The 20477-nt window shown below is 71.3% G+C and carries 14 protein-coding genes and 1 pseudogene; 4 read left to right on the top strand and 11 right to left on the bottom strand.

The window, feature by feature from the left end:
- Positions 1–57: 57 nt before the first annotated feature.
- Together IEZ08_RS00245 and IEZ08_RS00250 are read right to left on the bottom strand one after the other, a co-directional pair.
- The gene (locus IEZ08_RS00245) at positions 58–1617 is read right to left on the bottom strand and encodes an AMP-binding protein (protein WP_189241422.1); all 1560 of its coding nucleotides are present in this window, start codon (positions 1615–1617) and stop codon (positions 58–60) included.
- Positions 1618–1638: 21 nt separating this feature from the next.
- Positions 1639–2697: an LLM class flavin-dependent oxidoreductase gene (locus IEZ08_RS00250; protein ID WP_068921892.1), complete on the bottom strand. Its 1059-nt coding sequence runs from the start codon at positions 2695–2697 to the stop codon at positions 1639–1641.
- 262 nt (positions 2698–2959) lie between these two features.
- On the opposite strand from IEZ08_RS00250, the gene IEZ08_RS00255 reads away from it, so the two are divergent.
- Complete coding sequence (locus IEZ08_RS00255; RefSeq protein ID WP_068921893.1) at positions 2960–4312, top strand: alpha/beta fold hydrolase; 1353 nt, start codon at positions 2960–2962, stop codon at positions 4310–4312.
- A gap of 101 nt (positions 4313–4413) precedes the next feature.
- Here the strand turns inward: IEZ08_RS00255 and IEZ08_RS00260 are convergent, their stop codons facing one another.
- A complete protein-coding gene (locus tag IEZ08_RS00260; RefSeq protein WP_068921894.1) occupies positions 4414–5733 on the bottom strand; it encodes an MFS transporter in 1320 nt (439 codons plus the stop codon).
- 92 nt (positions 5734–5825) lie between these two features.
- Between IEZ08_RS00260 and IEZ08_RS00265 the strand changes: the two genes are divergently transcribed.
- Positions 5826–6623: an SAM-dependent methyltransferase gene (locus IEZ08_RS00265; protein WP_229802820.1), complete on the top strand. Its 798-nt coding sequence runs from the start codon at positions 5826–5828 to the stop codon at positions 6621–6623.
- 27 nt (positions 6624–6650) lie between these two features.
- Here IEZ08_RS00265 and IEZ08_RS00270 read toward each other — a convergent pair whose 3' ends face one another.
- Both IEZ08_RS00270 and IEZ08_RS00275 read right to left on the bottom strand, forming a co-directional pair.
- Positions 6651–6899, bottom strand: a complete 249-nt coding sequence (locus IEZ08_RS00270; protein WP_068921895.1) for an SCO4226 family nickel-binding protein — start codon at positions 6897–6899, stop codon at positions 6651–6653.
- A 154-nt stretch (positions 6900–7053) separates the two neighbouring features.
- Positions 7054–8472: an ATP-binding protein gene (locus IEZ08_RS00275; protein WP_068921896.1), complete on the bottom strand. Its 1419-nt coding sequence runs from the start codon at positions 8470–8472 to the stop codon at positions 7054–7056.
- A gap of 147 nt (positions 8473–8619) precedes the next feature.
- On the opposite strand from IEZ08_RS00275, the pseudogene IEZ08_RS00280 reads away from it, so the two are divergent.
- Positions 8620–9810 (top strand): annotated as a pseudogene (locus IEZ08_RS00280) (RNA-guided endonuclease InsQ/TnpB family protein); the annotation flags it as partial.
- 34 nt (positions 9811–9844) lie between these two features.
- Here the strand turns inward: IEZ08_RS00280 and IEZ08_RS00285 are convergent.
- A complete protein-coding gene (locus tag IEZ08_RS00285) occupies positions 9845–11533 on the bottom strand; it encodes an NAD(P)/FAD-dependent oxidoreductase (protein ID WP_189241424.1) in 1689 nt (562 codons plus the stop codon).
- A gap of 207 nt (positions 11534–11740) precedes the next feature.
- The gene (glnII, locus tag IEZ08_RS00290) at positions 11741–12760 is read right to left on the bottom strand and encodes a glutamine synthetase (protein WP_068921899.1); all 1020 of its coding nucleotides are present in this window, start codon (positions 12758–12760) and stop codon (positions 11741–11743) included.
- 210 nt (positions 12761–12970) lie between these two features.
- Here glnII and IEZ08_RS00295 point away from each other — a divergent pair, with 210 nt between their 5' ends.
- A complete protein-coding gene (locus IEZ08_RS00295) occupies positions 12971–13645 on the top strand; it encodes a ThuA domain-containing protein (protein ID WP_068921900.1) in 675 nt (224 codons plus the stop codon).
- A 33-nt stretch (positions 13646–13678) separates the two neighbouring features.
- On the opposite strand, the gene IEZ08_RS00300 is transcribed toward IEZ08_RS00295, so the two are convergent.
- The 4 genes from IEZ08_RS00300 to IEZ08_RS00315 form a co-directional block, all read right to left on the bottom strand.
- A complete protein-coding gene (locus IEZ08_RS00300) occupies positions 13679–16984 on the bottom strand; it encodes an NACHT domain-containing protein (RefSeq protein WP_189241425.1) in 3306 nt (1101 codons plus the stop codon).
- A gap of 18 nt (positions 16985–17002) precedes the next feature.
- Positions 17003–17644 (bottom strand): MerR family transcriptional regulator, encoded by a 642-nt coding sequence (locus IEZ08_RS00305; RefSeq protein WP_189241426.1) that lies wholly within the window; start codon positions 17642–17644, stop codon positions 17003–17005.
- A gap of 64 nt (positions 17645–17708) precedes the next feature.
- Entirely contained in the window at positions 17709–18518 is an 810-nt protein-coding gene (locus IEZ08_RS00310) for an SAM-dependent methyltransferase (protein ID WP_189241427.1), read from the bottom strand.
- Positions 18519–18624: 106 nt separating this feature from the next.
- The gene (locus IEZ08_RS00315; protein ID WP_189241428.1) at positions 18625–20475 is read right to left on the bottom strand and encodes a non-ribosomal peptide synthetase; all 1851 of its coding nucleotides are present in this window, start codon (positions 20473–20475) and stop codon (positions 18625–18627) included.
- Positions 20476–20477: the final 2 nt, after the last annotated feature.

Raw genomic sequence — 20477 nt, forward strand, 5'->3', positions numbered from 1 at the left:
CCCGCTCCGGCGACGGTGCGACGCGGCCGGGGCGGTCGGGAACCGGGGTGGCCGCCGTCAGGAACCGGGGTAGTTACCGCCGCCGTGGGCGGCGTCGAGGGCGTCGTAGTCCGGGGTGAACCCCTTCTTCGGGATGGACTCGGCGAAGACGACGTGCCGGGGCTTCTTGTAGGAGGCCAGCGTCCCCTTCACGTGCTCGACGATCTCCTCCTCCGAGGCGGCCTGTCCGTCCCTGAGCACGACGACCGCCTTCACCGCCTGGTGCCACCGCTCGTCGGGGACGCCGATGACCGCGGCGTCGGCGACGGCGGGATGGATCTTCAGCGCCCGCTCGACCTCGGCCGGGTAGACGTTCTCGTTCCCGGACTTGATCATGCGGAGCCGGGGCCCGATGAAGGTGATCGTGCCGTCGGGCTCGCGGCGGCCGAGGTCTCCGGTGTGGTGCCAGCCGCCCCGGGTCCTGGCCGCGTTCAGCTCCGGGCGGTTGAAGTAGCCCGAGAAGATCGACTTTCCGCGCGCGCAGATCTCGCCTGCCTCGCCCGGCGGCACCTCGGCCCCGGAGTCGTCCAGGAGCCGGACCTGGACCAGCGGCGAGGGCCGTCCGGCGAACCCGGCCGCGCCCGGGGCGAGGCCGAGGAAGGTCAGCATGCCGCCCACCTCGGTCTGGCCGTACCCGCCCATCTTGGAACGGCACCACGGCGAGTCGTCCACGGTCGTCATCGCGTCCCACTCGTCGGAGTGGGAGATGAAGCGCAGCGAGGACAGGTCGTACTTGCCGCCCGCGTTGGTGGCCACCACGGCGTCGATCATCTGCCCGAACAGGAACGCCTGGGTGACCTTCTCGGCGTCGATGAGGCGGCAGACCTCCTCGGCGTCGAACGCCGGGGTGAACACGTTGGTCCCGCCGATCTGGAAGGTGGCCAGGCAGAACATCATCGTGCCGACGTGGAACAGCGGGCCGTTGTTCAGGAAGGTGAACCCCGGCTCCATCTGCCGGACCACCAGCAGTGAGGCGCTGTGCGCGACCAGCGCGGCGCTGCTGAGCAGGGCCGCGTTCGGGCGGCCGTCGAAGGCGGCGGTGTAGAGCGCGAGGACGGGCGCCGCGTCACCGGCCGACGCCGCGTCACCGCCGGGCACTGTGTCGCCGGCGGGCACTGTGTCACCGCCGGGCGCCGTGTCGCCGGTGGGCTCCGGCACGGCCTCGGCGGACCCTCCCGCCAGGAACGCCTCGTAGTCGGCACCCGCGAGGATCCAGCCGTCCCCGCTGAGCGGGGCCGCTGCCTCCGACCGCTCCCAGACCACGACCTTCGGCGCCAGGTCGTCCAGGACGAACGCCAGCTCGTCGGCCGACTGCCGCCAGTTGGCCGGGCAGAAGATCGCGCCCAGCCGGGACGAGGCGAGCAGCAGCTCCAGCACCGCGTGCGCGTTCCGGCCGAGCCAGAGCACCCGCTCCCCGGCCGTGACCCCCCGCGCGGCCAGCGCGTTCGCCAGGCGGGTGACCCGTTCGTCGAGTTCGGGATAGGTGAGCCGTACCTCGCCGTCCACCACGGCCGTCACCTGCGGACGGCTGCGGGCGTGTTCGGCGAGGACGTCGGACAGGGTCAGCTGGTGGATCATCGCGCCTCCTGGGGACGGGGGTTACTGGAACGCGGGCATGACCTCTGCGGCGAAGAACCGCATGACCTTCTTCATGTCGTCCAGCGGCATCGGCCGGGTGCTGCCGAAGTCGCAGAGCAGGTTGGCGAAGCCGGCCTCCTCGAGCAGCTTGATCTGGCCGATCACCCGCTCCGGGTCGCCGATGACCTCCAGCTGCTCCCAGCGGAAGTCGTTGGAGACCGCGCCGCCCTTGAGGTAGCGGTCCTGGTAGTACTCGAAGCCCTGGGCGGCCTTGCCGGTCCTCGGGTCGATCGGCGCGCTCTTCTCGTTGAAGATCCGAGCCCGGTCGAACATCGCCTCGAAGCGGGCCTGGTCCTCGCGGGCCTGCTCGACGGTGGGCGCGACGTAGACGCTGCGGGCGACGACCAGCTCCGCCGCGGTCACGTCGTGCCCGGCCCGCCCGGCGGTCTCGCGCCAGGTCTCGGCGGCCCGCACCACTTTGCGGAACGGCGCCGCCGGGTCGGCGAGGACGGGCAGGCCGCGCTCGGCGTACATGGTCACGGTCTCCGGGGAGACCGCGGCCACGTGGACCGGCGGGTACGGGCTCTGCACCGGCCGGGGGACCAGCTCGACCTCGGTGCCGGTCCGGTAGAACTTGCCCTCGTGCCGGAAGGCCGGGCTGGTCCACAGACCGAGGACCATCTCCAGCGCCTCGTTGAAACGGTCACGTGCCTCGGCCAGGTCGATGCCGAAGCCCTCGAACTCGAAGCTCTGGTAACCGCGCCCGATGCCCAGCTCCAGCCGCCCGCCGGAGAGCAGGTCCACCATGGCCGCCTCCTCGGCGACGTGGACCGGGTTGTGCAGCGGCAGGACCACGATCCCGGTGCCGAGGCGGAGCCGTTCGGTGCGGGCGGCCAGGTGGGACAGCATGGTGAACAGGTTGGGCACCACCCCGTAGTCGCGGAAGTGGTGCTCGGCCAGCCGCACTCCGGTGAACCCCAGTTCCTCGGCGAGCTCCGCCAGCTCCAGGTGGTAGTCGTAGACGTCCTTGAAGCTCTGGCCGTCGAACCGGTGGAAGAGGTGGAAGGTCGAGAACTTCATCGGCGTCCCCTGGCGGTCGTCTCCGTGGTGTCCCGTGCCGCGCTCCCGGTACGGCGAGCCGTACGAAACCAAGCGCTCGCTTGGGAGCGTATCAGTGGTTGCCGCGGACGGTCCAGGTGAGGCGAGCGCGCGAGGAGGCCGTACGGCGGCCGGGACGCGCACGTCGTTCGCGGCTCCGGCCGGCCGCCGCTCCCGCGGCGGGGGCCTTCGCCGATCCCGGCCGGGAGCGTCCGCGCCGTCCGGAGCGGGTACCGTTTCGCGGATGACCGTCCTGCTGCCCGGTGTCGAGCTCACCGACCACGTCTTCACCGTCCCCCTCGACCACGCCGACCCCGGGGGGCCGGAGATCGAGGTCTTCGCCCGGGAGGCGGTCGACCCGGCCAGGCGGGACCACGACCTGCCCTGGCTGCTCTTCCTGCAGGGCGGCCCGGGAGGCAAGGCGCCGCGACCGGCGGCGGCCGACGGCTGGCTGGGACACGCGCTGAAGACGCACCGGGTGCTCCTGCTCGACCAGCGGGGGACCGGCCGCAGCACCCCCGTCACGGCCGCCACCCTGGCCGCAGCCGCCGCCGTGACCCGACCCGCCGGTCTGACGGAGTCCGCCGCCGCGACCGGAGCCGCCGCGACCGGAGCCGTCACGACCGGAGCCGCCGCGGCCGACGAGCGGATCGCCGCCTACCTCAGGCACTTCCGGGCCGACGCGATCGTCGCCGACGCCGAGCTGATCCGGCGGCGGCTCTGCGGGGACCGGCCGTGGGAGATCCTCGGCCAGAGCTACGGCGGGTTCATCACGCTCACCTACCTGTCGCGGGCGCCCGAGGGGCTGGCGGCCTGCTACGTCACCGGCGGGCTGCCCGGCCTGACGGCCACCGCCGACGACGTCTACTCCCGCACCTACCCCCGGGTCCGCGGCAAGGTGGAGCGCTTCTTCGCCCGCTACCCCGGTGACAGCGCCCGGCTGGACGCGATCGCCGACCACCTGGGCCGGGAGGAGGTCCTCCTCCCCGACGGGGACCCGCTGACCGTGCGCCGCCTGCAGACGCTGGGCATGAGCCTGGGCACCGGGGAGGGCGCCGAGTACCTGCACTGGCTCCTCGACGAGGCCTGGACCGGCGGCGAGCTGTCGGCCGTGTTCCGCTACGAGGTCATGACGGCCACCGGCTTCGTGGGCAACCCGCTCTACGCGGTCCTGCACGAGTCGATCTACGCCCAGGGCGCGGCTCCCGCCTGGTCGGCGCACCGGCTGCGGCCGGAGGAGTTCGCCGAGGACGCCCGCCCGCTGCTGCCCACCGGGGAGATGATCTATCCCTGGATGTTCGACGAGATCGCCGCCCTGCGCCCCTTCAAGGGCGCCGCGGAGATCCTCGCCGCCGACGGAGGCTGGCCCGCCCTCTACGACCCGGCGCGGCTGGCGGCCAACCGGGTCCCGGTGGCCGCCGCCGTCTACTACGACGACATGTACGTCGACGAGCGCCTGTCCATGGAGACCGCCCGCGCGGTGGGCGACGTGCGCGCGTGGGTGACCAACGAGTGGGAGCACGACGGCGTGCGCGTCTCCGGCGGCAAGGTCCTCGCCCGGCTCATGGACACGGTCAGGGGCGTCCACGGCTCCTAGTCGCCTTGGTCTCGGTCGCCCACGCGTTCTGCGCCCCGGAGCGGCCGGACCCGGAAGTCCCGGCCGCGGTCTGAGCACGTGCTCTGAGCACGTACCAGGTCTCAGACGACGGCGGCGGGTTCCTGTCTCTCCCCGGGCAGAGGCGTGACGCGCCGCCGCACCGCGAGCCCGAACACGACGACCAGCAGGCCGGCGACGCCGGCGACCGCGAACGGCGCGGCGGGACGCCAGGCGTCGTAGAGGTATCCGCCGAGGCCCGAGACCGTCAGGATGCCGATGGCGCCGCACAGGGTCTGCACACCGTAGGCGGAGCCACGAATGGAGGCGGGGGCCTGCTGGGCCAGGAGCGGCCCCGCGGTGGTGATCACCGCGATCTCGCCCAGACCCACGAGGACGGCCACGGCCATCATGCCGGGGCCGAGCGGATCGGAGATCAGGAGGGTGGACAGGTAGGCGACGGCGGCGAGCGCCTGGGCGAGGATGACCACGTCCTGGCGGCGCATGCGGTCACCGAGCCAGCCGAACGCGGGAGCCGCGAGCATGGCCGTGGTCTGGGCGATCCCGACCACGGCGCCGGCCCGCGCCAGCGCCTCGGCGCCGGACATGCCCGCGGCGAGGGCGTGACCGGTCACCCACAGGGACATGAATCCGGCGACGACGGCGAGATCGGCGCGGGCCACGAACGCTGCGGCGTACGACAGGGCCACCCCCGGATCCCGGGCGAGCGCGACCCCCTCGGCGACCAGCCGGGGCAGCGGGACACGTTCGGCGGCGCTCACTTGCGTTCTCGACAGGCCCCGCCACATCACCGCCCCGACCGCCAGCACGACCGCCGCAATGATCAGGAACGAGACCCGGGCGGCGGTGACCGGCGCCGTCCCTCCGTCCTCGAGAACCTTGGGGAGCCGGACCAGGGCGAGCACGGCGACCATCGCGCCCAGACCGCTGAACAGGCCGACCAGGCCGTAGGACCTCCCGCGCGAGGAGTCCCGGACGTAGTCGACCGCCACGGTGGACAGCATGCCGCTCAGCGCCGCGACGCCGAGGGCGAAGACCACCCGGAGCGCGACGAGCACGGTGGTGTTCCCGGCGAAGGGGAACAGGGCGACGCCCAGCGCGCACAGGGTGAAGCCGGCGACGACGATGGGCCGGCGGCCGTACCGGTCGGCCAGCGCGCCGTACCAGGCCAGGCTCGCGATCATCGCGATCTCGGCGGCGATGCCCAGCAGGCCGACGATCTTTCCCTGGTCCTCCTCTGCGACGCCGAGGACGCCGCTGAGGATGTAGGGCTGTGTGGCGGGGAGGAAGGAGATCACCGCTGTCGCGGCGAACGCCATGGACAGGCAGGTCCACATGTTGCCGCGGCCGATGCCATCGGCGAGGTCCAGGCCCAGGACGCGGCGCGTGGGGGAGACGGCCATGCCGGGATCTTGTCAGCTTCGCGCCGTCATCTCCAGGGCTTTGATCGTTATGATGCCACCAATTCGATAAATGTCGTCATTTGGAGCGGCACGTGAGCGACCCCGCCGACATCGGCTTCCACGCGAACATCCCCAACGTCGCGCGGATGTACGACTACTACCTGGGCGGGAAGGACAACTTCCCCGCCGACCGGGAGGCGGCGGAACAGGCACTGGCCGTCGTCCCGGAGATCCGCCACAGCGTCCGGTCCAACCGCGCCTTCCTCGGCCGCGCCGTCGAGTTCCTCGTGGAGCAGGGAATCGACCAGTTCATCGACATCGGCGCGGGGCTGCCCACGCAGAACAACGTCCACCAGGTCGCCTCCGGCGCCCGGGTCGTCTACGTCGACAACGACCCCACGGTGCTGGTCCACGGCCGGGCCATCCTGGGCAAGAACCGCAACGTCTCCATCGTCACGGGAGACCTGCGCCGTCCCCGGGAGATCCTGGACCACCCGGACCTCCGCGCGGCGATCGACTTCGAGCGGCCGGTGGCCATTCTGCTGCTGGCGATCCTGCACTTCATCCCCGACGCGGACGGCCCCGCGGACATCATCGCCGAACTGCGTTCCGCCATGGCGCCCGGCAGCTACCTGGCCATGTCCCACGTCGTGACCGACGCCCGGCCCGAGGCTGCGGACGGCGTCACCAAGGCCTACAACCGAGCCTCCTCGCCCTTCGTGCCGCGGACCAGCAAGGAGGTCATCCGGCTGTTCGACGGCTTCGACCTGGTCGATCCCGGCATAGTCAATCTTCCGGAGTGGCGGCCCCGCCCCGGCGACGCGGTGCCCTACCGGAACATCGGTGACTACTTCCTGGGCGGGGTGGGTCTGGTCACCGGTGACGGATGATCGCCCGCTTCATCGTGGCCCGCGCGGTCAGACGGTCAGCGGCACGGGGTGGACCTCGTCGGCCGGGTGACCCGCCCGCTCGTGGATGCGCTGCACGGCCTCGGCGCTGGGCGCCTCCGACAGGCAGTAGACGATGCCCGACTCCGGGTCCGCCCACGCCTGCTCGAAGACGACGTTCTCCTCGCTCTGGATCGCCAGGTCGGCGTCGTGCGCCTGGTGGAGCTGTTCCGCGGTGATCCCCTGCATACCGTGATGGACGTCCATGAACTTCGCCATGGCTGCCTCCCGAAGGACTGGACCGGCCGGTGGGCCGGAGGTCCCTCCCAGGCTATTTTCACTGCAGATCCTGAAAAACCTCGAAAATCAAAAGCGAATACCTCGATCTCCGGAGATTCGCGTACGGAATCAGGCCGGAGGCTCGCGGACGGGATCAGGCCCCCGGCCGCTCGGTGAGGGGGAGGCGGACCTGGAAGCGGGTGTCGCCGGGGACGGATTCCACGCGCAGGTCGCCGCCGTGCCGGCCGGCCACGATGCGGAAGGAGATGTCCAGGCCCAGCCCGGTGCCCTCCCCGACGGCCTTGGTGGTGAAGAACGGCTCGAAGATCCGGTCGCGCAGGTGCTCGGGGACGCCGGGACCGGTGTCGCAGACCTCGACCAGCGCGGTGGTGTCGTGTTCGAGGCGGGTGCGGACGGTCAGCGTGCCCGTCCCGTCCATCGCGTCCAGCGCGTTGTGGATCAGATTGGTCCACACCTGGTTGAGCTCTCCCGCGTAGGCCGGCAGCGGCGGCAGCGCGGGGTCGTAGTCGGTGGCCACGCTGATCCCCGGCGGGATCTTGCCGCGGAACATGGTGAGCGTGCTGTCCAGCAGCTCACGCACGTCCACCGTCTGGTACGGCGCGCGGTCCATCTGCGAGTACTGCTTGGCGGAGGCCAGCAGCGAGGTGATCCGCTCGGTCGCGTCGGTCACCTCGTCCAGCATCTGGGCGATCTCGACCGCCTCGGCCAGCCAGTGCATCGCCCCCGGCAGGTGGCCGTCACCGACCTCGCCGCGGACCTTCTCCAGCTTCTCCGCGTCGAACCCGGCGGCGACCAGGGGAGCGGAGATCTCCCAGGCGTCGGCGACCCCGGCCTCCTCCAGCGCGTCGCCCAGTTCGTCCTCGGCGTCGGAGATCTGCAGCGGGGACCGGGCGGGCACGTCCGCCCTGCCGCTCGCGCACTTCTCCTCCAGGTCCACCAGAGCGCGCAGCCGCTCGGGGGAGATGCCCGTCTCCGCCAGCTCGGCCAGGCGCCTGCGGGAGGAGCGGACCTTCTCCCGCAGTTCGCCCACGGCCCGCGCGGCCGCCGCGGCGGGGTTGTTGAGCTCGTGGGTGAGCCCGGCGGTGATCGTGCCCAGGGCGGTCAGCCGCTGCCTGCGGTCGATGAGGTCCCGCTGGGCCAGACCTCCCGTGCGCACCCCGTCCAGCAGGTGCACCGCCATCGGGAACCACTCGTTCATGACCCGGCCGAACTCCGCGGCGGGCAGCGCGAAGAGCCGCGAGGGCTTGGTCGCGCGGAGCGAGTGGAGGTAGGTCTCCGGCGCGCGGTCGCCGAGATAGGCCGCCACGGCTCCGGCGTAGACCCCGGGCTGGGAGGTGGGCGCCAGGGAGATGGCCCCGGAGGGGGTGAGGGTGGACATCACGACCTCGCCCTCGACGAGCACGAGGAAGCAGTCCGCCGGGTCGCCCTGCCGTACGACCAGCTCGCCCGCCTCCACCTCGCGGATCTCGCCGAGCGCGGCCAGGTGATCGAGCCTGTCCTCCTCCAGCTTTTCGAAGAGGAACAGGCCGCGGAGCACATCCTTGACGGTCATCTAAAACCTCCGAGGAAACCCCCGCCTTCAGGCGGGGGAGGAATCGGACCCCTGCGCAGCAGGACAGGGGCAGGCGATTCACCGCCCGGCGAACCGCTGTATCGAACAACCATGCGGTTCTTAACCGATCGCGCGATGATGTGAGACATGGCGCAGAGCGTGAAGCGGGCCTACAAGTACCGCTTCCATCCGACCCCCGGACAGGCCCAGGAGCTTGCCCGGACCTTCGGCTGCGTGCGCCTGGTCTACAACAAGGCTCTGCAGGAGCGGACCCGCGCCTACACCGTCGAGGGCCGCCGCATCTCCTGCGTGGAGACCTCGGCCGCGCTCACCCAGTGGAAGAAGACACCCGAGCTGGCGTTCCTTTCCGAGGTGTCGTCGGTGCCGTTGCAGCAGGCGCTGCGCCACCTTCAAGCCTCCTTCGCCAACTTCTTCGCCCGCCGGGCCAAGTACCCGGCGTTCAAGTCCCGCAAGAAGTCGCGGGCATCGGCCGAATACACCCGCTCGGCGTTCACGTGGCGCGCGGGTCGGCTCACCCTCGCCAAGATGGACGGCCCATTGGACGTCGTGTGGTCGCGCCCGCTGCCCGAGGGAGCGCAGCCGTCCACGGTGACGGTCTCGAAGGACGCGGCCGGGCGCTGGTTCGTGTCCCTCCTGGTCGAGGAGACGATCCGCCCGCTGGAGCCGGTGGACGCCTGGGTGGGGGCAGATGCCGGGATCACGTCGCTGCTCACCCTGTCGACCGGGGAGAAGGTGACCAATCCGAAACACGAGCGGGCCGACCGGCGCAGGCTCGCCAAGGCCCAGCGGAACCTGGCGCGCAAGGCCAAGGGCAGCGGCAACCGGGCCAAGGCCCGGCTGAAGGTCGCCCGCGCCCACGCCCGGATCGCCGACCGCCGCCGCGACCACCTGCACAAGCTCACCACTCGGCTCGTCCGTGAGAACCAAACGGTCGTGATCGAGGACCTGAGCGTCCGCACCATGGTCAAGAACCACTCGCTGGCCCGTGCCATCTCCGATGCCTCCTGGCGGGAGCTGCGCTCGATGCTGCAGTACAAAGCGCAGTGGTACGGGCGGGACCTGGTCGTGATCGACCGCTGGTTTCCCTCGTCCAAGCTGTGCTCGGCCTGCGGCGCGGTGCAACAGAGCATGCCGCTGGGCGTGCGGACCTGGCAGTGCGCCTGCGGCGCGACCCATGATCGTGACGTCAGCGCCGCGCAGAACATCCTCGCCGCCGGGCTGGCGGAGAGGTGAAACGCCTGTGGAGCTGGTGTAAGTCCTCAACGGAGTTCTCCGAGCGGGCAACTGGCGGTGAAGCAGGAAGGCCAACCGGTGACGGTTGGAATCCCCTCCCTTCAGGGAGGGGAGGAGGTCAAGCCTTCTCCAAGTAGCGGTGGACCAGGGCCACGGCCATCGCGCCCTCGCCGACCGCCGAGGCGACCCGCTTGATCGAGTCGGCGCGGACGTCGCCGGCGGCGAACACGCCGGGCACGTTGGTCTCCAGGTGGTACGGCTCGCGGCGGAGCGGCCAGTTGCGGGGCCGGTCCTCGGCGGCGGTCAGGTCGGGTCCGGTCAGGATGAAACCCCGCTCGTCCCGTTCGACGGTGTCGCCGAGCCAGTCGGTGAACGGCTCGGCCCCGATGAACACGAACAGGCGCTCGGTCTCGACCGTCCGCTCGCCCTCCGGGCCCTTGAGGGTGAGCCGCTCCAGGTGGTCGCCGCCCGCCGCGCCGACCACCTCGGTCTCGGTGTGCACCACGATGTTCGGGATCCGCGCGATCTGCTCGATCAGGTAGTGCGACATGGACCTCTCCAGCCCGTCACTCCTGACGATCATGTGCACCGTGCTGGCGTACCCCGAGAGGTAGACGGCGCCCTGCCCGGCCGAGTTGGCCGCGCCGACGACGTAGACCTCGCTGTCGCGGCAGTCCGGGGCCTCGGTCACGGCCGCGCCGTAGTAGACGCCCGCGCCGATGAAGTCGTCCAGGCCGGGAGCGGTCAGCCGGCGGTAGGAGACGCCGGTCGCCAGGATCACGGTGTGCGCGGCGATGCTGCCGCCGTCGGCGAAACCGACCACCCGGGCCTGGCCCTTGACCTCCAGGCTGGTCACGGTCCGGGCGGTGAGCAACTCCGCGCCGAACTTCAGCGCCTGGCGGCGGGCCCGGTCGGCGAGCTGGGAGCCGGAGACGCCGTCGGGGAAGCCCAGGTAGTTCTCGATGCGGGAACTCTGCCCGGCCTGCCCGCCGGAGGCGTGCTGCTCCACCAGTACGGTGCGCAGTCCCTCGGAGGCGCCGTAGACCGCCGCGCCCAGCCCGCCGGGGCCGCCGCCGATGACGATCAGGTCGTAGAAGCCGGTGGCGGGGGCGGTGGACAGCCCCACGGCGGCGGCCAGCTCGGCGGTGGACGGCGCGGTCAGCACGGCGCCCTCCGCGGTGACCACCAGCGGCAGCGTGGCCGGGGCGGCGTCCGTGCCGGGACCGCCCGTCCCGGTGACGTCCATCCCGGCGGCGGCCAGCAGTTGCTCCCCCTCCGGGTCGTCGGCCAGCAGCCAGCGGTAGGGGACATGGTTGCGGGCGAGGAAGTCGCGGACCTCGTAGGACCGGGCCGACCAGCGGGCCCCCACCACCCTCAGCTCGCCGGTCGTGCGGCGGTCGGTCCGCTGCCAGGCGTCGAGCTGGGCGTCGAGCACCGGGTAGAACTTCTCCTCCGGCGGGTCCCACGGCTTGAGCATGTAGTGGTCGAGGTCGACGACGTTGATCGCCTGGATCGCCGCGTCGGTGTCGGCGTAGGCGGTCAGCAGCACCCGGCGGGCGTACGGATACAGGTCCATGGCCTGCTCCAGGAACTCCACGCCGTTCATCTGCGGCATCCGGTAGTCGGCCAGGATCGCCGCGACGTCGTCGCCGCGCAGGCGCATCTCGCGGACGCTCTCGATGCCCTCCGCGGCGGTGTCGGCCCTGACGATCCGGTAGGAGTGCCCGTACCGGCGCCGCAGGTCCCGTGCCACGGAGCGCGAGACGCCCGGATCGTCATCGACCGTCATGATGACCGGCTTGTCCATGCCTGCCTTCCCCGCGTTATCGGCAATTCCCTCGAAGCATGTCATAACCGAACATGGAAAATGATTGCCCCCAAGGGCGGGGGCTCGCGCGGGAGAGACGCCGAAGGCCGCGGACACCCCCGGCAGAGTGTCCGCGGCCTCATGCCCGCGGTCCGGGCCGGCCGCCGCGTGTCGCGGGGCCGGGCCCTTTTCCGTGCGGCGCGTGGATCAGACCAGGCCGGCCTTCTCCAGCGCGGAGCAGCAGGTGTCCACCAGCAGACGGGTCACCACGTAGGGGTCGACGTTGGCGTTCGGGCGACGGTCCTCGATGTAGCCCTTCTTGTCGACCTCGACCTGCCACGGGATGCGGACCGAGGCGCCGCGGTCGGAGACGCCGTAGCTGAACTTGTTCCACGGGGCGGTCTCGTGGTGGCCGGTGAGGCGGTCCTCGATGCCGTGGCCGTACTGCTTGACGTGCTCCAGGGGCTTGTCGCCCTCGCCCAGCGCCTCGCAGGCGACGATGATCGCGTCGTAGTTCTCGCGCATCGCCTTGGTGGAGAAGTTGGTGTGGGCGCCCGCGCCGTTCCAGTCACCCTTGGCCGGCTTGGGGTCCAGGGTGGCGGCGATGCCGAAGTCCTCGGCGACGCGGTAGAGCAGCCAGCGCGCGACCCACATGTGGTCGGAGACCTCCACCGGGCCGGCCGGGCCGACCTGGAACTCCCACTGTCCGGGCATGACCTCGGCGTTGATGCCGGAGATCTTCAGGCCGGCCTCCAGGCACAGGTCGAGGTGCTTCTCGACGACCTCGCGGCCGAAGACCTCGTCGGCGCCGACGCCGCAGTAGTAGCCGCCCTGCGGGGCGGGGAAGCCGCCGATCGGGAAGCCGAGCGGGCGGCCCTCCTTGAAGAAGGTGTACTCCTGCTCGATGCCGAACCAGGACTCCTGGTCGGCGTACTTCTCGGCCACCTCGGTCAGCAGCGCGCGGGTGTTGCTGCGGTGCGGGGTCATGTCGATGTCCAGGACCTCGCACAGGACCAGGACGTTGTCACCGCCGCGGATCGGGTCCGGGCAGGTGAACACCGGCTTGAGCACGCGGTCGGAGGAGTGGCCGTCCGCCTGGTTGGTGCTGGACCCGTCGAATCCCCAGATCGGGAGCTCGGCGCCGTCCGCGAGGACCCGGGTCTTCGAGCGGAGCTTGGCGGTCGGCTCGGTGCCGTCGATCCAGATGTATTCAGCCTTGAAGGTCATCGCCGGTGTCCTTGGTGAGGGAGTGGTGTGCTGCCCCTAGAGAGTCGCAAGTCGCGATTTCGCAGCCATTGCCCAAATGTGAACGGGATGTTACATAGGTCCGTTTCGCCAGGCAGGGCGGTTACGGCGAGGTTTCACACCGCTGATTCCAGCGGTGTGAGCTGCGGTCATCTGCTGGCGGGCCGCCCGCTTCCGTGGTGAGGTGGAGCCGTGGCCCGAAACCTGATCCTCTCCGGAGGCGTGTTCCACGACTTCCCCGCGACCTCCGCGGCCCTGGCCGAAACCCTCGCCGAGGTCGGCGTGGAGTCCGACATCACCGAGGACATCGTCGGCGGCCTGGCCGACGCCCCCGAGTACCAGCTGATCACCGTCAACGCCCTGCGCTGGCGGATGCGGCAGGACCGCTTCGCCGAGCACCGCCCCCGGTGGCGCTTCGAACTGCCCGTCGGGGCCCGCACGGCGCTCCTGGACCACCTGGAGCGGGGCGGCGGCCTGCTCTGCATGCACACGGCCTCGATCTGCTTCGACGACTGGCAGGGCTGGTCCCGCGTACTGGGCGGCTGCTGGGACTGGGCCAAGTCCCACCATCCGCCGCTGGGCTGGGCGAGCGTGCGCATCCACGGCGGGCACCCGGTGGTCGACGGCCTGCGGGACTTCGACCTGGTGGACGAGGTCTACAGCGACCTGTCGGTCCAGTCCGACGTACGGCCGCTGGCCTCCTCCCTGGGCCAGCCCCTGATCTGGGCCCGCCCGGTACGGCGCGGCCGGGTCGTCTACGACGCCCTGGGCCACGACACCCGCTCCTACGACAGCCCGATCCACCGCACGATCCTCCAGCGCGCGGCCCTCTGGCTGCTCAAACGCCCGGTCGCCTTCAGCGAGTGAGGCCGGTCGCCGGAGGGCGGCGCGGCGGGCCCGTCACTCGGGCCAGGTGAGGCCGTACGGCTCGCCGTACGCTTTTATGATCTTCTGTGCCCGCCGGTGGAGATGCGGATCCGCTCCTCTGACCGCGTCGAGGTCCTGCGGCGTGAGGGGGTTCCCCGACTTGAGCACGCTGGAGACCTCTTCGGGGTCGGCGTCGATCTCGATGAGCGTCACGACGACGTGGAGCGCCAGCTCCGGGGGGAGCGACGTCTCGGCGCTCTCCAGCCATGTCCGGAGATAGGGCGCACGGTCGGGGAAGTAGGCGCGGAAGGCGAGCAGGCACCGGACGAACGCGTGGATGGCGGGGGTGTCGTACGGGAGGTCGGCGTGCTGGGGATCGGGGAGGGCATCGATGACCTCCATGGCGTCGTCCAGGCTGAACCGCGGGATGTCGCGTTCGAGCTGGGCCATGAGCTGGGTCAGGCGCGGGTGGTTGGCCGGGTCGCCATAGGTGAGATTGCGGGTGAGGGCGGAGACCGTCATGAGGTACAGCCTCGCGAGCGTGGCCGGGTGACGGTCCATCGAGTTGAGGTGGATGTCCATCAACGCCGCCGCCAGCGACTCGGTCCTGCCCACGGGATCGTGGACGAGATGGCCGATGATGCCCGTGCCGGAGCGCAGGAGCACGTCGAACACGTCGGCGAGATGGGTGAAGAGGTCGGCTTCCGGAAGGCAGAGGAAACCCGCCCAGGCCCGCAGCTCCAGGGCGTTGACGTAGCGGTCTTCCGCGGGGATGTCCTCGGGGCCGAGGGCGAAGGTCCAGTCGACGTTCACCGCGGAGTACCCGAGGCCGTCACCGGGTGACAGGCTGATGTTCCGCAGGGGGCCGGGATGCAGGCGCCGGACGATCAGCTTCTCGACGAGGCTGTTCCACTCCTGGCGGGTGGCGGCCGATCGCCACAGCAGCGCCAGGCTCTGCCAGAGGGCGACCGGATCGTCGTCCGGACCGCACAGCTCGCTCACCGGCCACTCCCGCTGGTCCCGGCGGAGGAACGTGATCAGCAGGACGAGGTTCGCGCTGTAGTGGGCGCTCCGGGTGACGGCCGGGAGATCGACCGGCCGGTACCGCTCGTAGGACCCGTCGGTCCGGTTCTGTCTGGCCTCGAAGGTCCGGATCAGCGTCGCTTTCAGGTGGTCACCGTCCTCGGCGAGCTGGAAGAAGAAGTCCAGGATCCGCTGGCGGGCGGCCAGGACGGTGAACGAGGTGAGCGCGTACAGCAGGCCGTCGGCCGGCGGCGAGCCGCCGAGGAGGGACGAGGACCGTCCCTCGCGGTCGGCCATCTCGCCGAGGACGCGGTGCAGCAGCCGGGCGATCAGGTACTCGCCGAAGGTCGCGTGCAGGAACTCGTAGGTCCGCAGCTCCTGCCGGCCCCGGATGGCCCGCGCCCGGTGGACGAAGAAGAAGCCGCCGACGGCCCGGTCGGCCGCGCTCAGCGGTTCCCGGAACCCGGCGGCGGCCTCCCGTGGGGCCGGCATCAGGACGTCCAGGTCGGTGTTGAGCTCCTCCGCGGTGACCCACTGCCGTCCCCGGTTGAACATGGCGAACGCGGTGATCGACAGCCGGAGCAGCTCGTGCTCGACGGCCCGGTGCCGTTCCTGGGCGGAGAGCCCTCTGCCCCGTTTGTCCACCTCCCGCCCGGCGAACCGGACCAGCAGACGCTCGTAGAGCTCCGCCGTGCTCAGCCCGTCCCCGGTGAGCAGCGCGTTGGCGTCGGCGTCGTAGAGGGCCAGCATGAGCAGGAGCAGGGGCTGCCGTGCCAGCTCGCCGTAGGAGACGGCGGTCGCCGCCGACAGCGGCCGGAGCCCCCGCGAGGCGAGGTGGGCGGCGTTGGCCTCGTTCCAGACGGCCAGCCAGCGACCCACCCGCACGTCGTCGAACGGCTCCAGCCGGACGGCGAGGGCGCCCTCCGGGAGGCGGCAGCGGTCGGCGACCGCGGTGCGGGTGGTGACCACCACGGCCACCGGGCGGCCCACCTCGGCCTCGCGCCGCTGGAACTCGGCGACCTGGACGAGGTAGTCGGCCCGCTGCGCGCCCGTCGTCTGGAGCAGCTCGTCCAGGCCGTCCAGGAGCACCAGGGGGAGGGCGCCGTCGGCGGATCGCGATAGGTCCGGCCAGGTCAGGCGCTCGCCGGTGGCGATGTAGACGGCCCTCTCGATCTGCTCCTGGATCTGGGCGTCGGCCGGGACCGTGCGGAGCGGGACGCGGACCGGCAGGAAGCCCCGGGAACCGAGGCGGGCGGCCATCATCGTGGTGAGGACGGATTTGCCCGCCCCCGGCTGGCCGAGCACCACCAGCGGTGTCTCGGTGGCACGTGCAGAAGTCAGGTACCCGGCCAGGAACCCGGGGAGGTCGTCGCCGACCGGTGCCCGCTCCCACGTCTTCTCCGCACCGAGATCGTCACCGGTGGGAGCCGCGACCCGGAAGCCGGGGTCGATGTAGGCCGCATCAAGCGTGGGGAAGGCGAGGCCCTCCAGCCGTTCGCCGGTGTCGGCGACGGGACGGGTGAGCCCGGCCTCGTTGACCCGTACGAGGCTCGCGAGCTGATGTCCCGGGATCCGCCCCGGCGTGAGGCCGGTCAGCAGCCGGTGGAGGCCGGTGAGCCTCGTCCGCAGCTCGTCGCGGGTGGCCCGGTGCTGTCCGAGCTGCGCCCAGAAGGCGAACTCGGGGAAGTCCGTCGCGAGCTGCCGGTAGAGCGCCTCGTACCGGGAGAGTGAGGCGTCCGACAGGACGTGGAGGAGGAGGTGGGAGGCGCGCTCCCTGCGTGTCTCGTCGAGGTCCGACCACACCGCCAGCCCGGTCAGGAACGAGGTGAGCCGGGAGCTGATCATCCCGTAGTAGGCGCGGAGGCGCGACAGGGCCGCTTCGCTGGAGAGCTGCACTTCTGGGATGGGGACGCCGGTGTGGAAGATCGTTTTTATCAGCCTGTCCGGGACGTTTCCGGCGTTGCCGATCCTCAGCAGCTCCTCGCGGCTCAGCGCGATGTCCTTCGCCGTGAACGGCAGCCCGATCTCGTCGATCGCCTCGTAGAAGGCGGTGATCACGATGATCGCGTGGGCGGCCTGGAGGCGCTGGGTGCGGTCGTAGCGGCCCAGGCCGGTGATCCGGTCGCGCAGGCCGCCGACGAGTTGGTGCCCGAGCCGTACGGCGTCCGGTTTCGGATCGAACCAGGAGAGGGCGTCGGATGCCCCCATGGTCGCGGCGCTCAGCAGTGCCCCGCCGAAGACCTTGTCGAGGGCGGTGACCACGGGCTCCTCGCCGAGCATCCGGACCGCGTCGGCATAGCTGATCGGCTTGGCCACGCGAGGAGAGTAGCCCAACTATGTCCCGGAAATCCCGAAAAGCTGGGCGGAGGTGGACTCCTGGGCCAGGCGGCGCAGGACGTCGAGGGCGCGGCCGTGCACGACGGTGCCGACGACCAGGGTCTCCACCGCCTCCTCGCGGGTGCGGTCGAGCGAGATGGTGCCGATCTCGTGCTCCATCACCAGTTCCATGGCCGCCTCGGCGTAGGGGCGCAGGGCCTCGCCGGTGGCGGGCATGCCGAGCCGGGAGAGGGTGAGGATGACCTGGGCGAGCTCGTCGCGGGTGGGGGCCTGGGCGTCGATCCGCCAGCCCAGTTCGGCGATGAGGCGGTCGGCCTCGGAGCGGGCCTCGCGCCACGCCTCGTCGTCGGGGTGGGGCTCGACCGCCGGGGCGAGGGCGTAGTGGGCGGTGCCGAGGACGAGGTGCATGCTCAGCGTCTCGTCGTCGACGGCCGCGAGCACCTTGCGGATGGCCGCGATGGGCAGGCGGCCCACTTCCAGCAGTGCCCGGATCAGGCGGAGGCGCCGCACGTGGCGCTCGCCGTACTCCGCCCGGGTGGCGGAGGTCTGCTCCCCGGCGGGGAGCAGGCCCTCACGCAGGTAGTACTTGATCGTCGGGATGGGGACGCCCGAGACGGCGCTGAGCTGGGATATCCGCATTGTTGGATAGTACAGCTAGCCAATGACTGCGGTCCGCACGCGCGCCGGAGCAGCCGGCGGACCGTTACGGCACTCTGGCCACCACGCCGAGGATGTTGGGCTTGCCGAGGTCGTACTCGGCGTCGCCGTCGAACTCCGGGCGCCAGGCCTGGACCGGGACGATTCCGGGGTCGAGCACCTCCAGGCCGTCGGCGTAGGCGGCCAGGTGGCCGGGTCCCCGCGAGGTGAGCGATCCGGTGGCGGTCGTGCGGTAGACCTCCTGTCCCCTGGCGTGCTTCTCCTCCGATACGTCGCCGGCGTAGGCGTGGGAGAGGATCAGGTAGCTTCCGGGGGCCAGTTTCTCGCGGATCGCCGCGACGATGGCGGTGGCGTCGCCGTCGTCGGGGACGAAGTGGAGCATGGCCAGCAGGAGCACGGCCACCGGCTGGTTGAAATCGATCTTCGTCTGGATGTCGGGGTGGTCGAGCAGTGCCTTGGGTTCGCGCATGTCGGCCTGGACGACGGTGGTGTGGGGGTTGTCCTCCAGCAGGGCGCGGCCGTGGGCCATGACGATGGGGTCGTTGTCGACGTAGACGACCCTCGCGTCCGGGATGATCCGGTGGGCGACCTGGTGGACGTTCTCCTGGGTCGGCAGGCCCGAGCCGATGTCCAGGAACTGCCGGACACCCCGCCCGGCGATCTCGCTGACCGCCCGGGACAGGAAGGCGCGGTTGGACCGGGCCATCTCCCGGATGCCCGGCAGGACCTTGATGAAGTTCTCGGCGGCCTCGCGGTCGGACGCGAAGTTGTCCTTGCCGCCGAGGTAGTAGTCGTACATCCGGGCCACGCTGGGGATCGTCGGATCGATCCCCGCGGGTGCCTTCTCGTCGTCCATGACGCCCTCTCCCGCCCCTTGCTGATCACTCTGACGGTGATGGTAGAGGAAAGAGCCGGGAAAATGATCACTATTTGTGATCTGTCGCCAATTCGGCTGACGGGCGTCAGGACCGTCGGCGCCGTCGGCGCAGCGCCGCACGGGTGGCGGGGGCGCCACCCGGTGTCCCCGTGTCGCCCGGTGTCCCCGCCTGCCCCGCGACGAGGTGGTGCGCGAGGGAGGCGACGGTGGGATGGGCGTAGAGGGCGGTCAGCGGGATGCGCCGGTCCAGGACGCCTTCGAGCCGTTGCTGGACCTTCGCCATGAGCAACGAGTGTCCGCCCTGGTCGAAGAAGGACCGCTCCCAGTCCACCTCCCGCACGCCGAGCACGGCGCCCCAGACGGCGGCGATCTCGGCGGCGAGCCCGGCCTCCGGCGTCGGCAGGCTCACCGTCGGTGCGGGAGCGGGCCCGGGACGCGGATCCGGCAGGGCGGCCGTGTCGATCTTGCCCGTGGGGGTGAGCGGCAGCGCGCCGACCGCGACGATCTCGGCCGGGACCATGAAGTCGGGCAGCACCTCGGCCAGCCGCTCACGCAGGCCCGACGTGCCGTCTCCCAGGACGTAGGCCACGATCTGCTGCTCGCCGCGGACCTCGCGGGTGACGACGGCGGCCCGCGGCACCAGGGTGGCCAGCACGGCCTCGATCTCGCCGAGCTCGACGCGGTGGCCGCGGATCTTCACCTGCCGGTCGAGACGGCCCAGGTAGGCCAGCCGGCCGTCGGGAAGCCACCGTCCCAGGTCGCCGGTCCGGTAGAAGCGCATGCCGTCCGGATCGACGCCGAACCTGGCCCGGTCCCGCTCGGCGGCGCCCAGATAGTCGGCCAGGTACGGGCTGCGGATGACGATCTCCCCCTCCGCCTGGTCCGGTCCGAGCCCCGTTTCCCCCTCCGCCGGGTTCGGCCTGAGCTCGATCTCCACGCCGTCCAGGGGCCGCCCGACGGGCACGACCGGCTCGTCGCCCATCTCGGCCGCGGTCAGATGGTTCTGGGCGACGAAGGAGATCTCGGTGGCCCCGTACCCGTTGACGAAGACGGCGGAGGCGGGGAAGTGCCGCCGGAAGCGGTCGAGGTCGTGGCGGACGACCTCCTCGCCGCCGAGGACGACGACCCGGACGCTCGACAGCACCTCCCCCTCGGAGAGGGAGTCCAGCAGGTAGCGGTAGACGGTCGGCGTCGAGTGGTAGATCGTGACCTGCCCGGCGACGAGTGCCTCCCTCAGCCGGCCCAGGCCGTGCAGCCGCAGGTCGACCGGGACCACGGCGGCCCCGTTGAGCAGCGCGGAGAAGCCGTCCGTCACCGCCATGTCGTAGCTGAAGGAGGAGACGACGCTGATCCGGTCGGCAGGACGGATGCGCAGGTTGTTGGTGTGCGTCCGGACCTGGAACAACGCCCCCCGGTGAGTCTGCACGACCCCCTTGGGACGCCCGGTGGAGCCCGAGGTGAACAGAATGTACGCCGGGGAGCCCGGGTCCACGGCGACGGGCCGGAAGCCCGGCGCCGGCGGCACCGAGGTGAGGTCGACGAGGTCGCCGGTGAGCAGGTCCTTGTGCTCGGGCACGGTCACGACCACCTCCGGCCGGGACAGCTCGGACATGCTCTCCAGGCGGGCCCGCGGATAGGCCGGATCGAGCGGCACGTAGGCGGCCCCGGCCGTGAGCACGCCCAGGATGGCGGCGACCATCCTGGGGCCGTGCCCGACCAGGAGCCCAACCCGGGAGGCGCCGTGCACCGCCGCCGCCACGGCCTGGACCTCCTGCGCGAGCTCGGCGTAGGTGAGCGGGCCGTCCTCGCCGAGCACCGCGATCCGGCCGGGGTGCTCGGCGACGACGGCCCAGAACCGGGCGGCGATGGACTCCTCGATCCACTCCGCCCGGAACTCGCGATGCTCCGCCCGGGACTCGCGATGCTCGGCGTGCATCG

This window comes from Planobispora rosea (genome assembly GCF_014648175.1).
GTDB lineage: Bacteria > Actinomycetota > Actinomycetes > Streptosporangiales > Streptosporangiaceae > Planobispora > Planobispora rosea.

Excerpts from the sequence above, each read along its gene's own strand:
- IEZ08_RS00285 (WP_189241424.1), bottom strand. The coding sequence starts at position 11,533 with ATGGACAAGCCGGTCATCATGACGGTCGATGACGATCCGGGCGTCTCG.
- IEZ08_RS00310 (WP_189241427.1), bottom strand. The coding sequence starts at position 18,518 with ATGGACGACGAGAAGGCACCCGCGGGGATCGATCCGACGATCCCCAGC.
- IEZ08_RS00275 (WP_068921896.1), bottom strand. The coding sequence starts at position 8,472 with ATGACCGTCAAGGATGTGCTCCGCGGCCTGTTCCTCTTCGAAAAGCTG.
- IEZ08_RS00245 (WP_189241422.1), bottom strand. The coding sequence starts at position 1,617 with ATGATCCACCAGCTGACCCTGTCCGACGTCCTCGCCGAACACGCCCGC.
- IEZ08_RS00315 (WP_189241428.1), bottom strand. The coding sequence starts at position 20,475 with ATGCACGCCGAGCATCGCGAGTCCCGGGCGGAGCATCGCGAGTTCCGG.
- IEZ08_RS00305 (WP_189241426.1), bottom strand. The coding sequence starts at position 17,644 with ATGCGGATATCCCAGCTCAGCGCCGTCTCGGGCGTCCCCATCCCGACG.
- glnII (WP_068921899.1), bottom strand. The coding sequence starts at position 12,760 with ATGACCTTCAAGGCTGAATACATCTGGATCGACGGCACCGAGCCGACC.
- IEZ08_RS00270 (WP_068921895.1), bottom strand. The coding sequence starts at position 6,899 with ATGGCGAAGTTCATGGACGTCCATCACGGTATGCAGGGGATCACCGCG.
- IEZ08_RS00250 (WP_068921892.1), bottom strand. The coding sequence starts at position 2,697 with ATGAAGTTCTCGACCTTCCACCTCTTCCACCGGTTCGACGGCCAGAGC.
- IEZ08_RS00260 (WP_068921894.1), bottom strand. The coding sequence starts at position 5,733 with ATGGCCGTCTCCCCCACGCGCCGCGTCCTGGGCCTGGACCTCGCCGAT.
- IEZ08_RS00255 (WP_068921893.1), top strand. The coding sequence starts at position 2,960 with ATGACCGTCCTGCTGCCCGGTGTCGAGCTCACCGACCACGTCTTCACC.